Origin of the sequence: Fredinandcohnia onubensis (assembly GCF_002734215.1) — a bacterium.
Taxonomy (GTDB): domain Bacteria; phylum Bacillota; class Bacilli; order Bacillales; family Bacillaceae_L; genus Ferdinandcohnia; species Ferdinandcohnia onubensis.
On sequence record NZ_NSEB01000004.1, the window covers coordinates 390,013 to 402,553 of the forward strand.

The following is a 12,541-nucleotide window of genomic DNA, read 5'->3' on the forward strand; positions in this document are numbered from 1 at the left end:
ATCTGAAGATGCAAGGCTGCATTGTCGGAGCCATGAAACATCTAAATAAACTTCTTACTTTTAACTGGCTTTTAAATAGCCTATAATTATCATATAATAATGAAATATTAATCTATGAAAAATTGCCATCCAAAATGGCCTTGATTAAGACGAGAAAGAGATTGTCTAACAATGGTGAGCCCGATTTTGTGACCGCCTTCATCTTTTTTGTCCAAATTTTAAAAAGAAAAGGTTGATAAATATGAGCAACATAGAAACCAAAACAGATGTCATTTTAATCGGTGCTGGTATCATGAGTGCGACATTAGGGACACTCTTGAAGGAACTAGTGCCTGAATGGAACATTACCGTTTTTGAAAAGCTCGATAAACCAGGAGAGGAAAGCTCTCACGAATTGAATAACGCTGGTACAGGTCATGCTGCACTATGTGAACTTAACTATACCGTTGAAAAACCAGACGGAACATTAGATATTAAGAAAGCAATTAATGTCAACGAACAGTTCCAAGTTTCTAAGCAGTTTTGGGCATATCTTGTGAAGAACAATTTAATTCAAAACCCACAGGATTTCATCATGCCATTACCACATATGAGTATGGTCCAGGGAGAAAAGGACGTCGAATTTTTAAAGAAACGATTTGAAGCGCTGTCAAAAAATCCGTTGTTCCAAGGAATGGAGTATACCGAAGATCCGGAAAAACTATTGGAGTGGATTCCGCTCATTATGAAGGATCGTCCATCAAATGAACCAATTGCAGCTACAAAAGTAGACGCTGGTACAGATGTGAACTTCGGTAATTTAACACGCATGTTATTTGACCATTTAAAGAATAAAAATGTCAACATTAATTACAACCACAGTGTAAAAGATGTGAAACGTACAAGTGATGGTCTATGGGACTTGAAAGTAAAAGATTTAAACAGTGGATCTGTTGAACATCATAAAGCGAAATTCGTCTTCATTGGAGGCGGTGGAGGAAGCCTACATCTACTCCAAAAATCCGGTATTCCTGAAGGAAGACATATTGGTGGATTCCCAGTAAGCGGAATTTTCATGGTATGTAATAATCCGGAAGTGATTGAAAAGCATCATGCCAAAGTATATGGAAAGGCGAAGGTTGGTGCGCCACCAATGTCTGTTCCACATCTAGATACAAGATATATTAACAACAAAAAGTCATTACTATTTGGACCATTTGCTGGATTCTCTCCAAAGTTCCTAAAAACAGGTTCAAATATGGATTTAATTACGTCAATCAAACATGATAACTTGTTAACGATGTTAGCTGCAGGGGTAAAAGAAATTCCGCTAACAAAATACTTGATTCAACAAGTCATGTTATCAAAAGAACAACGAATGGAAGAACTCCGCGAATTTATCCCAAATGCAAAAAGCGAAGATTGGGATTTAATCGTAGCTGGCCAACGTGTTCAAGTCATTAAAGACACTGAAGCAGGCGGCAAAGGAACCCTTCAATTTGGTACTGAAGTGATTACGGCAGCTGACGGTTCAATTGCAGCATTACTAGGTGCATCACCAGGTGCTTCAACTGCTGTTCATGTTATGCTAGAAATCATCAAAAAGTGCTTCCCACAACAAATGTTAGAATGGGAGCCAAAAATCAAAGACATGATTCCTTCATATGGGCTATCCCTTATGGAACATCCAGATCTTCTGGCGAAAATCAATGCTTCAACTGGAGAAGCACTTGGCCTAATCGAAAAACAAGAGAAGGCAGAAAAAAAACAAAAGGAACTTGTCCTAAGTTAACCACTTACGATTCATAGATAAAAAGAACCTTCAATCTCGATGGGATTGGAGGTTTTTTTATGTAAAAAAAATCCGAACCACTAAGTAGTCCAGATTTTCTTAATTTAATTTAATTCAAATTAATCCTTAAGGTTTCCAAGTTAATTTCTTCATTGCCAATTTTATAAAAAGGTTTCACCTCAATATACTTCGGTGGATTTTTACTATCAATTTCAAAAATTATTTTAGAATTTGAAACGGTATTTAGGGATATATTTTCATCTTGATTAGAAACGACTTCAAAATGTAGGTTCTCACCCTCAACCCCAGCTGTACGTATCTCTTCATAGGTTAAAATTGCGTTCGTTTTCCCAATGTTAATATCTTTGAAGTGAAGGCTATATGCATTGTTTGAAGAGAACACGGTTTGATTTAACTCAATTTCCCTCGAAGGTAATTTCTCAACAGAAAGATTAAAGGACCACTGCCCTTGTACCCCGGCCATATGTGTAAATGTAATCGGGAGCGTTAACGAGTCCGGATTTTTCTCATTTCGATTTTCCAATATCATCGCACCAACATAGTTATTACCTTGTTTTGTTAATGTCCCAATGGTACCACCCCAGGCAGATGTATCTTTCCCATCAAACATATCGAAGCTATAACCTGGCTCGGGTCCTGTTTCTCCTCCGAATGTATCAGATAAGTTTTCTCCAGATGCTTTAAAAGTTATGCCAACATAGGAGCCATCATAAAAAATTGAGGTAACACTCATTTTGACTCCATTATTTTCAACTGTTTGATTCATTTCCGTTATAAGTTGCTCAGTTGCCAAATTCTGACCGATAGTCATTTGATAATTATCGTAAATACCCCCAATGACTGGAACTTGAGCAAGAACCTGATTAACAGGTGCAAAAATAAATCCGGACGCAAGGAGTAAAGCTGCAGCTCCAGTAGTAAATAAAGTCGTGTGTTTTAGTGGTTGCATGTATTTGCTTTTTCGACGGAACCTTTCACCACGCTTAATTCCTTTTTCAATCGCAAAATGTAGTTCTTGTTTCGGTATCTCAATATCGTCAAATAAGTCTTTTTCCATAATAATCAGCCCCTAACGTTTTTCTTAATTCAGCTTTTGCTCTGCGTAAATAGGTTTTTATGGTTGATTGTGGCTTATCTAGAATTGTAGAAATCGTTCGAATCGGTAAATCATAATAATAGAAAAGTAAAATAGCATTTCGATAGTTCATATTTAGCGACGAAAGCGCCTCTGATAAATCGATTGAAAGGTTCAATTCAGATGCTTGGCCTGATTCGATTAAATACTCTAATGTTTCTTCGGGAAGCTGTATCACCTTCTTATTACGTGCAAGTTCTTTATAAGCGGTTCGCATTAAAATCTTCACAAGCCATGTACTGAAAAAAGCGGGTGATTTCAGTTGATGGATGGAAATATAGGCCTTATAGGTAGCTTCCTGTATGACATCAAGTGCATCCTCTTTGTTCCGCATATGTAAATAGGCAATTTTATATAATTTTTCACTTTCAGATTTTATTAGATGTTCAAATGCATTTTTGTCACCACTGATGGCCAACTCAACTAATTTTGTAGAATACGACATTTACTAACTAACCTCCTTTCAACTATTAGAGGTATGATATGTAATAAAAAGTTTCAAAAAAATCTATTGTTTATAGTAATATATCATTTTGTCGAAAGAAAAACTTTCCGTTGTCCGCTATTCTGTGAAGGAAGAACTCTACATTTGTTGAATTTATAGGATTGTTATTTATTTTTATCTAAAAAGGAGACTTCCATGAACATTAAATTAGTTGATGTAACAGAGGATAATTTCTATGATGTGATAAATTTAAAGTCTGATGAAAACCAAGAAAAGTATATCCAAATCTATGAAAGATTGGTAGGATCAAATACGTATTTTCTCGCAGTATGCCAAACATTTGGTTTTACTCCAAAAGCAATCTATGATGGTGATACACTAATTGGTTTTGCTTCTCATGGATATCAAAAAGAAACAAATCGGTATGAATTAATCAGTATGATGTTAGGGCATCAATATCAAGGAAAAGGATATGGGACACCCGTTTTAAATGCAATTATTGAGGATATGGTAAATACCTATCAATGCGAGGAAATCTATCTATCTGTTATCTATAACAATGAACGCGCAATAAGAACCTATGAAAAAGCAGGTTTTATCCCAACCGGAGAGGTAGAAGAGGGTCATCATCATGAGCCGATTTATTGTTTGAAAGTAAAATAATAAAAGGGGTGTTCAAAGGTCGAAACATCCGACCCTTGGACCCCTTTTAAGTGATAAAGGGATAAGATAGTTATAGGAGAATTAAATATAAATGGAAGTAAGAAGGGTGTTGTAAATAGTGGATAATCAGTTAAAACAACATTTAAAAGAACTAGAGGAAATGCATATAAACGTAGAAGTTCGAAAAAGTCGTGAGGAACTAGCTAAGCTTCTAGCAGATGACTTCTTTGAGATTGGTAGCTCCGGTTATATGTTTAATAAAAAGGAATGTCTTGAATCCAGAATCGATCTTACGGTAATGTCTCTCCATAACTATGAGATTTATCCTTTGGCACCAGATGTCGTTTTAGCAACCTATTTCATTGTCAATGAGACGAGGAAACGGAATACACTTCGAAGCTCCATATGGAAGCATATTGAAGGAAGATGGCAATTGTACTTTCACCAAGGAACGATCTCACCATTGCAGTTGAGTGAAGTACTTAATGGATAAACGAACCAAAATTTATAAGTAATTGCCTAGCAAAGATTATAACATATCAAGTTGGTATAATAGATATGTACTCAATTTACATATCTAGGACGTGATTTACATTTTACATGCAATTTTCTTTTTTATTCTAGCAGGAATCGCTGAAATCGGTGGAGGTTACTTGATTTGGCTTTGGTTAAGGGAAGGGAAGCCATATTATTGGGGAATCGGTGGCGGAATTGCACTGGCCCTATATGGTGTGATTGCTACTTTTCAAACCTTTCCTTCTTTCGGTAGAGTTTATGCAGCCTATGGCGGGGTCTTTATCGTTCTTTCTGTACTTTGGGGGTGGGGAATTGATAAGAAAACACCCGATCTATACGATTGGCTTGGTGCTGGAATTTGTATCATAGGTGTATCGGTCATGTTATTTGCACCGCGACAATAAGAAAAAGGCGATGATCTAAGGAAGGATCAACGCCTTTTTTCTTTTTGGGGATTTCTGTTTAGTCTTTTTAGAGACGGTCTTAATGAAAAATACACCTGCGATTAGTGCCACTAAATTGAGAGAATCACCAAAATTTATCGTGAAATTTATGTTGTTATTCACTCTAATCTTGTTATAGTTTCTATTATCGGTCTTCGCCTGTGTTTCTTTTTCGATGCTATCCAAATAAATCCCTCCGTTTTGAGTGGTTGTCCTAAACTCAATATATGAAAGAATATAATAAGTATTCGAGCCCAAGCCCTAACAACAGAAATATTTTGGTATGTCCGATAAAATTTGTTTTGTGTCCGATATCTTGGCGACATTGCCCGATAAAATCAAAAGTATTGTCCGATATCCTGCCATCTTTGTCCGATAAGTTCAAAATTGTGTCCGATATCCTAGATTATTAGAAAAAGCCAAGATGTCACTTAATGTGGATTGGTATTTTAATCTTTTAAAAAAACAAGAACATATCACTGGAATATGTTCTTGTTTTTGTGTGATGTTTTTGAAGGCTAGCTTTTACTTAGCACTTTGGAAAATAACAAGCACCGATAATGATTAATAAGATAAACAACACAACGACTAATACAAAGGTATTATCGTTACAAGGTTCAGGACACGCATATCCATAACTAGGGGTAAAATCATAGCTTGGGGCTGTATATGTTGGTTGTGGTGCCATGTAAGGGGTCTGAAAAGATGCCGCATTTACGTTAGATACATTTAGCTCCATATTCTTACTTCCTTTCTCTGTGTAGATTCCCTACAGTATACTCACCTAGTCTCAAAATGCCACGTTTTCTTAGGAAAATGGGTGTATGTCACGAGCTCTAAAAGGGCTTCCATTTTGAATGTTTTACTAGTTTCATATTTTATATTTTTCTAATGAATTAGTAGTCATTCTGATAAAGACAGAATAATTTGAAACTGTTTGGTAAGTAAAACCGTATATTTTATAAAGGAATAGATCTACATTAGGGGGGGCTGATTTGGCAGAGGTCATTTTGTATTTTATTTTAATGATCCCTTTATATGCATTGTTAATATGGACCTATTTCAACCCCGAGGAAAGTATGATTTTCGGGCAAAGGTGGATGTATAAGAAAGAACCTGAGTTTTCGGATGATGCCATTCGTTATACCAAATTTGTGGCTCGCGTAGGTATTTTACTTTTAACAATGCCATTTGTACTCTTTATCATTGATCATTTCATGATTCGACTTATCATCATTCTAGGATGCATTTCTTATGTGATAATTGGTGGTTATCGGGTACTACAAAAATACTTGGACTCTTAAAATGTCGAAAATTCCGGATGTAAAAAAACGAAAAAAATATCATTTTTTGTAAACGTTTTTTGTATAATGGATTTAGGCACTACAGGTATCTGCAGTGCTTCCTTTTTTATAAGAAAAATGGAGGGGAACATTCGATGGAGAATGAGGTTTTGGTGGATAAGGACAAACAAGAAAAACCGAAAGTGAAGGTGGAGCGGAAAGAAGGGGAACCAACTGCAGCCTTTAAAGGAGCTTCGTGGGCAGCGTTAGTAGTTGGTGTTTCTGCTTATCTGATCGGTTTATTTAACGCGGCAATGGAACTAAATGAAAAAGGCTATTACTTTGCAATCTTAATTCTTGGTCTGTATGCATCCGTTTCTTTGCAAAAAGCTGTAAGGGATAAAGAAGAGGGAATTCCGGTAACAAGTATCTATTATGGAATTAGTTGGGTTGCACTCATCGTATCTGTATCATTAATGGCGATTGGACTATACAACGCAGGAAGTATCGTATTAAGCGAAAAAGGATTTTACGGAATGTCATTTGTTCTAAGTATTTTTGCGGCTATTACCGTTCAAAAGAATATCCGTGATACACAAAAGGCAAGAGAAAGAGATTAAGAGATATAAAAAGGGACCCTCCATATTTAAAATGGATGGTCCTTTCCTTTTTGTTTTTTCCGTTTCCATAACAGAAACGGTAGCCAACTTAATAAAATGATTAAAATGATGGATACGAGCGTTAAGATTACGGTTTCCGTCATTAAGATTGAAGTGTAATCGCTAAAATCCATTTCTTTGGCAAAGACCTGGTAAGGATTATCAACATTATAGACGATTGGCATTTCCTTCGTATATTTGTTATAGGTATGCCATGTCACGCCTTTTACGATAAAAATGCTGTCATGATCCTTCGGTTTATACATTAAAGAAATGTAGTACTCACTTCTGTTGTACTTTGACGTTCTCCTTTCAAAACCGCGGTCTGTTACAATTGCTATTGTTTCAGTATGATTCTTTCCAAAATATTTCTCATACCCATTTTCAAAAGCTGATTTTGTTTCAGTTGAGAGAAAGAGAAGGAGTGCTATTATCAAGCCACCAAATACAAGCAAAGGAATCACAAAAGCTGCAATCTTATCAAGAAAAAGTCGTCTTGAGATAGATGCAAACAATTCCCATATCGTTTTAATTTTACATAGCCAATAAATAATATAGCCGAATGGATATAGACTAAAGACCGTTAGCATGATATAAAACCAACGTATTTCCTCTTTTAACAGTGTCTCCGTATAAAATTTACCGTCGACTTCATAACCTGGAATGGGATCTCCAACGTCAATTTGGTCAAATAAATCTCGAGAAATCGTGATCATCGAATCATTATGTTTTGTAGGAATACTACTTTCAGGCAAAGTACCTATTTGGACGGAAAACCTAGGTCCTTCCAACAGCCCATTCACCACATACTTCCGCCATACTCTCTCTTCGACGTGATTTTCCTCAGCTTCCTTGAGAAATGCGTTATGCTCTTGAACGTTATCATAAATCGTATAACATATAAAAATAAATGCCGCAAATGCTACTATTTTTGGCCAACTTAATTCCTTCATAAAATAACATCCTTACATACTTTATTCTTTAAGTATATGAAACAATTATAGAAATAAAATGAGACGAAAGTACCACAGAACTTTGGAAAAGCGATTTAACCTTTATGTAATGGAGTTTGTAAGTGTTATGTTAAAATGGGGTTAAGTTTTAACTGAAGGATGGGGTTCTGATGAGATGTGGTGCAAAATGCTTTCTTGTCAAAATTGAGGTAGATGGGAAAACACAAGTTCAGTCAGTTAACGCAAGAACACCAGCAGAAGCTCGAAAAAATATCCGAAAAGAATTAGGAACCGACACTCAAATTCTAGCTGTTAAGGAAGAGAAGAAATAATGGAGCAGGGGTTATCTAGGCGCGTTGGCATGACAACGCTTTTTTTATTGTAGTGATTTTAGTTAGAAGGAATAGAAAAACAGATGTAAATTTTGGGAAAATCATGCTATTTTAAAAATGGCATTTAAGATTTGAATATAAATAAAAGGGAGATCACGGTTGATGAGCCAATTAATTCGAGACCAATATCCACTAAAAGGAAAAAATGTACTAATTACTGGAGTTAGCCGTCGCCAAGGGATTGGGTATGCGATTGCCCGTCAAGTGGCTGCGTGGGGAGCATCTGTTATCATTCATCATTTCCAGCCTCATGATCAAGAACAATCATGGGGTGCGGATGATTTGAGTGAAGTCCTTAAAGGTATTAAGGCTGAGCTAATCGAGGATGCATTTCTCTATGACATAAGCGGGGATTTTTTAGACCCTGAAGAACCAAAAAGGGTAATGGATGAAATCCGTAATAAATGTGGACATATAGATGCTCTCGTTTGCAACCATGCAATGAGTGGGAGCGATGGTGCACTTGGTGAACTGACTGTAGAAATGTTAGATAAACACTGGGCTGTTAATGCGCGCTCATCCATTCTACTCGCACAATATTTTGCAGCTCAACATGATCCTGAATCCGGCAGGGGAAAAATTATTTTCATGACGTCGGGACAACGATTAGGCCCCATGCCGGGCGAAGTTGCGTATGTTGCTTCGAAGGGAGCGCTTGCTGATTTAACGCTGACTCTATCAGATCAATTGGCTGATCAAAACATCACCGTGAATACCGTGAATCCAGGACCAGTTGATACGGGATATATGACCGAGGAGCTTTGGGAAAATCTTAAACCCATGTTCCCCTTTGGAAGAATTGGGCAGCCCGAAGACCCAGCGCGTCTTATTGCGTGGTTGTTAACGGAAGAGGCTTCATGGATTACCGGACAGGTCATTAATACAGAAGGTGGCTTTGGCCGCTGGCGCCATCCTTCTTGATGGAGGAGTTTGAAAAACATTTCTGTACTCAACAGACCGAAAAACGATAAATGCTATACCGCAAACAGTGTAATCGGTATATTCCAGTATCGAAAAACGATAAGTGCTATACCGTAAAGAGCATAATCGGTATATCACTTGATCGAAAAACAATAAATGCTATATCGCAAAGAGCCTAAACGGTACATCCTTGTATCGAAAAACGATAAGTGCTATACCGCAAACAGAGTAATCGGTATATCCCAGTATCGAAAAACGATAAGTGCTATACCGGAAACAGTGTAATCGGAATAGCGCAGTATCGAAAAACGATAAGTGCTATATCGCAAAGAGCGTAATCGGTATATCCCAGTATCGAAAAACGATAAGTGCTATACCGCAAACAGAGTAATCGATATATCCCAGTATCGAAAAACGATAAATGCTATATCGCAAAGAGCGTAATCGGTATATCCCAGTATCGAAAAACGATAAGTGCTATACCGCAAACAGTGTAATCGGTATATTCCAGTATCGAAAAACGATAAGTGCTTATACCGGAAACAGTGTAATCGGAATAGCGCAGTATCGAAAAACGATAAGTGCTATACCGCAAAAGAGTGTCGAAAATCAAGACACCTATTTCAAACACAAAGCACACTTAGATTTAGGGAGTTTTAGGAATATTGTCTCGGACTGAAGAATAAACGTTAGTATACAAGCCTTCCTAATTCTTCGTTAAGGTGCTGATTCTTTGAATAGGAATAAGAATATTAGTGTAGCAATTCTATTGCTGATCTTGATACTCGTGATCCTGATTGCTCATGTGATCCTTCATGTAAATGTGTATGTCGTATACAGCGCAAGTCTTGGTACGATTTTTATGATTGGCCTTATCATTTTCCTGATTGTTTTACTTATATTAAAGACGTAAACGCTAAAGAAGTGTTAATCAAAGCAGGATTAACACTTCTTTTTGTTGAACTTATTCTAGTAATACGGTTGTCGATTGGAGGTTTCTATGGCATTTCTATTTTGGCCGTTAATGATTGCATCACTTATCCTCTCCGTTTTATCAATCTATAAAAATAAACCTTTATTACTCATAATATCTGCAGTGCTTATAGTACCGCTGTCCCTTTATCTTGCAGCTACACCACGTTTTGAAATATGGGGAATTCTATTTCCGCTGTTTTATGTTGGAGCTGCCGTGTCCCTTGCCAAAAAAGTAAAAGGGTTATCGATTCTGCTGGTGTCTCCAAATTTTATACTTATTGGCTGGATTGGCTTTTCGGTAATGAATCAGTAAACATTTAGAGGAGTGTCTCAACATGGAAATTAAATTAGTCAGTTTACAAACAGATAGAATGGAAGAGATGAAGAAGTTCTATGTTGACCTTTTCGGATTTCCTTTAATTAAAGAAAATAACAGCTGTTTTCGAATTAGAGTAGGTTCAAGCGAGTTGGAATTTACCTCAGAAAACGTAAAAGGGAATCCTTATTATCACTTTGCATTTAATATTCCGTCTAACAAGTTTAGAGAAGCAAAGTCATGGGTCAAAGAGAGGGTGGAATTAAGTGTGGAGGATGGGGAAGATGAAGCCTATTTCTCTTTTTTTTCCGCGTATGCGCTCTATTTTTACGATCCGGCTGGGAATATTGTAGAGTTCATTTCAAGGCAGGACTCTGAAGTAGAAACAAAGCCATTCTCGATAGACAGTGTGATAAATATTAGTGAGATAGGACTTACAGTAAATGATGCGATTAGTGCTGGCACTAGGTTAATAGAGATTGGTATAAATGAGCGTGAAAATAATCCACTTAGTCAAACATCACTAAATTTCATGGGAGATAAATCAAAAGGAATCTTCATCATCTTAAATCAACCAGGGAGAAGATGGATCTTTTCCGATAAAATCTCTGCAATATTTCCACTTGAAATTTTAACAACAGATGGCAATAAAATTGTAGTCAATTCTGAAAATCTTTTAGAAGTTGATGAATTATAACTACTATTTTGCTTCTTTTAACTATTTTGGAAGGTGATTATATATGGAACAGGTTACATTAATACGGCCATCACTAGACTATCAATCTGAATATCTATCCTTCTACGATGAATGGAAAGAAAGCCAGGAGAATATGGTACCTTGGGTGATTAGTAAGGACCCATCAAATTTTCAAGATATGCTTCAATCTTTATTTGATGCTGAAAAAGGAGAAAATCTCCCGGAAAATTGGGTGCCTGACTCAACCTTTTGGTTAGTCGGGGAAAACAAAAATGTAATCGGAGCAGTCAATATCCGCCATCAATTAACCGAAACGTTATTCAATAGTGGCGGTCATATTGGGTATGGAATCCGTCCCTCTGAACGAGGTAAAGGATATGCAACAAAACTATTGGCATTATCTTTAGAAAAAGCGAAAGACCTAGGGATTCAGAAAGCCTTAGTTGTTTGTGATGAGGATAATATCGGTTCATTAAAAACAATAGTAAATAACGGTGGGGTACCTGATACGGACTTTATCGAGGAAGATGGTAATGTCATAAAAAGGTTTTGGATTGAATTGCTAGATTAAAACATCTAATATTAAATTTTTTTGAAACAGCATTAATTCTCCCGTGAATTAATGCTGTTTTTGTAACAGTTATATTTTGGATACGTTATGGTTAACACTAAAATCATAGTAAAAAAACACTTGACTATAAGGAAAAATTTTTGGTAAAGTTACAAACAGACCGGTTGGTATGGTGGAGGTGTACTACGGGAATGGATACAAAATCGCTAATCATTGAAATCGCGACAAAGCTTTTCCAGCAAAAAGGATATATAGGTGTGGGACTAAATGAAATATTAAAAGCATGCAATATATCAAAAGGTTCGCTTTATCACCATTTTCCAAATGGCAAAGAGGAATTGCTTATCGCTTGCCTCCAAGAACTGAATGTAACGATTACTCAGGACATTGAGGCGATATTTGAACGGTATCCGAATACAAAAGATGCTACCACAGCAATGATTGATCAATTAATTGTTCATTTTGAAACGGAAGGAACGATTGTTGGTTACACGTTTAGCAGCATCGTTAGCGAAATGGCTTCGCTAAGTGAACCAGTTCGCAATGCTTGTTCTTCTTTGTATAAAAAAATGGAACAAATCTATTCAAGCAAATTAGTAGCAGATGGATTTTCGAGAGAAGTAGCGGAATCTATCGCCCTTGCGATGGTAGCGACTGTTGAGGGTGGAATGATGCTTTGTTTAACACAAAAATCAAGCCATCCACTAACAACCATTTCTCAAGTACTTCCCAATCTATTACAAGAGTAAGTGTTATTTCAAAAAAGAATAATATGGTTTT

Annotated in this window: 17 protein-coding genes; 13 read left to right on the forward strand and 4 right to left on the reverse strand. The window is 36.6% G+C overall.

Annotated elements, in window-relative coordinates; translation table 11 throughout:
• The first annotated feature begins 241 nt into the window (after positions 1-241).
• Positions 242-1,771 carry a malate:quinone oxidoreductase gene (locus CKK03_RS04970; RefSeq protein WP_180271155.1) on the forward strand — a complete coding sequence of 510 codons (1,530 nt, stop codon included), beginning with the start codon at positions 242-244 and terminating at the stop codon, positions 1,769-1,771.
• A gap of 109 nt (positions 1,772-1,880) precedes the next feature.
• Here CKK03_RS04970 and CKK03_RS04975 read toward each other — a convergent pair whose 3' ends face one another.
• The gene (locus tag CKK03_RS04975) at positions 1,881-2,849 is read right to left on the reverse strand and encodes a DUF4179 domain-containing protein (RefSeq protein WP_099361509.1); all 969 of its coding nucleotides are present in this window, start codon (positions 2,847-2,849) and stop codon (positions 1,881-1,883) included.
• Positions 2,830-3,372 carry a sigma-70 family RNA polymerase sigma factor gene (locus CKK03_RS04980; protein WP_099361510.1) on the reverse strand — a complete coding sequence of 181 codons (543 nt, stop codon included), beginning with the start codon at positions 3,370-3,372 and terminating at the stop codon, positions 2,830-2,832. Before CKK03_RS04980 ends, CKK03_RS04975 begins: the two co-directional genes overlap by 20 nt.
• A gap of 195 nt (positions 3,373-3,567) precedes the next feature.
• Here CKK03_RS04980 and CKK03_RS04985 point away from each other — a divergent pair, with 195 nt between their 5' ends.
• The 3 genes from CKK03_RS04985 to CKK03_RS04995 all read left to right on the forward strand — a co-directional run bounded on the left by CKK03_RS04985 (position 3,568) and on the right by CKK03_RS04995 (position 4,955).
• The gene (locus CKK03_RS04985) at positions 3,568-4,035 is read left to right on the forward strand and encodes a GNAT family N-acetyltransferase (RefSeq protein WP_099361511.1); all 468 of its coding nucleotides are present in this window, start codon (positions 3,568-3,570) and stop codon (positions 4,033-4,035) included.
• Positions 4,036-4,150: 115 nt separating this feature from the next.
• The gene (locus CKK03_RS04990) at positions 4,151-4,528 is read left to right on the forward strand and encodes a nuclear transport factor 2 family protein (protein WP_099361512.1); all 378 of its coding nucleotides are present in this window, start codon (positions 4,151-4,153) and stop codon (positions 4,526-4,528) included.
• A 91-nt stretch (positions 4,529-4,619) separates the two neighbouring features.
• Positions 4,620-4,955 carry a YnfA family protein gene (locus CKK03_RS04995; protein ID WP_425432840.1) on the forward strand — a complete coding sequence of 112 codons (336 nt, stop codon included), beginning with the start codon at positions 4,620-4,622 and terminating at the stop codon, positions 4,953-4,955.
• 568 nt (positions 4,956-5,523) lie between these two features.
• Here CKK03_RS04995 and CKK03_RS24110 read toward each other — a convergent pair.
• The gene (locus tag CKK03_RS24110) at positions 5,524-5,733 is read right to left on the reverse strand and encodes a YjcZ family sporulation protein (protein WP_281254472.1); all 210 of its coding nucleotides are present in this window, start codon (positions 5,731-5,733) and stop codon (positions 5,524-5,526) included.
• Positions 5,734-5,989: 256 nt separating this feature from the next.
• On the opposite strand from CKK03_RS24110, the gene CKK03_RS05010 reads away from it, so the two are divergent.
• Positions 5,990-6,298 carry a hypothetical protein gene (locus CKK03_RS05010; RefSeq protein ID WP_180271156.1) on the forward strand — a complete coding sequence of 103 codons (309 nt, stop codon included), beginning with the start codon at positions 5,990-5,992 and terminating at the stop codon, positions 6,296-6,298.
• Between the two features lie 134 nt (positions 6,299-6,432).
• Complete coding sequence (gene yiaA, locus CKK03_RS05015; RefSeq protein WP_099361514.1) at positions 6,433-6,897, forward strand: inner membrane protein YiaA; 465 nt, start codon at positions 6,433-6,435, stop codon at positions 6,895-6,897.
• A 26-nt stretch (positions 6,898-6,923) separates the two neighbouring features.
• On the opposite strand, the gene CKK03_RS05020 is transcribed toward yiaA, so the two are convergent.
• Positions 6,924-7,889, reverse strand: a complete 966-nt coding sequence (locus CKK03_RS05020; protein WP_099361515.1) for a hypothetical protein — start codon at positions 7,887-7,889, stop codon at positions 6,924-6,926.
• Between the two features lie 170 nt (positions 7,890-8,059).
• Here CKK03_RS05020 and CKK03_RS23600 point away from each other — a divergent pair, with 170 nt between their 5' ends.
• From CKK03_RS23600 to CKK03_RS05045, 7 genes are all read left to right on the forward strand, one after another.
• Entirely contained in the window at positions 8,060-8,221 is a 162-nt protein-coding gene (locus CKK03_RS23600; RefSeq protein ID WP_180271157.1) for a hypothetical protein, read from the forward strand.
• 162 nt (positions 8,222-8,383) lie between these two features.
• Entirely contained in the window at positions 8,384-9,202 is an 819-nt protein-coding gene (locus CKK03_RS05025) for an SDR family oxidoreductase (protein ID WP_099361516.1), read from the forward strand.
• A gap of 733 nt (positions 9,203-9,935) precedes the next feature.
• The gene (locus CKK03_RS23480) at positions 9,936-10,115 is read left to right on the forward strand and encodes a hypothetical protein (RefSeq protein ID WP_142353999.1); all 180 of its coding nucleotides are present in this window, start codon (positions 9,936-9,938) and stop codon (positions 10,113-10,115) included.
• An 87-nt stretch (positions 10,116-10,202) separates the two neighbouring features.
• A complete protein-coding gene (locus CKK03_RS05030) occupies positions 10,203-10,490 on the forward strand; it encodes a hypothetical protein (RefSeq protein ID WP_099361517.1) in 288 nt (95 codons plus the stop codon).
• Positions 10,491-10,512: 22 nt separating this feature from the next.
• A complete protein-coding gene (locus CKK03_RS05035; protein WP_099361518.1) occupies positions 10,513-11,190 on the forward strand; it encodes a toxoflavin lyase-like VOC family protein in 678 nt (225 codons plus the stop codon).
• A 43-nt stretch (positions 11,191-11,233) separates the two neighbouring features.
• On the forward strand, positions 11,234-11,761 hold the full coding sequence (locus tag CKK03_RS05040) for a GNAT family N-acetyltransferase (RefSeq protein ID WP_099361519.1): 528 nt from the start codon (positions 11,234-11,236) through the stop codon (positions 11,759-11,761).
• Positions 11,762-11,952: 191 nt separating this feature from the next.
• Positions 11,953-12,510: a TetR/AcrR family transcriptional regulator gene (locus CKK03_RS05045; RefSeq protein ID WP_099361520.1), complete on the forward strand. Its 558-nt coding sequence runs from the start codon at positions 11,953-11,955 to the stop codon at positions 12,508-12,510.
• Positions 12,511-12,541 lie beyond the last annotated feature (31 nt).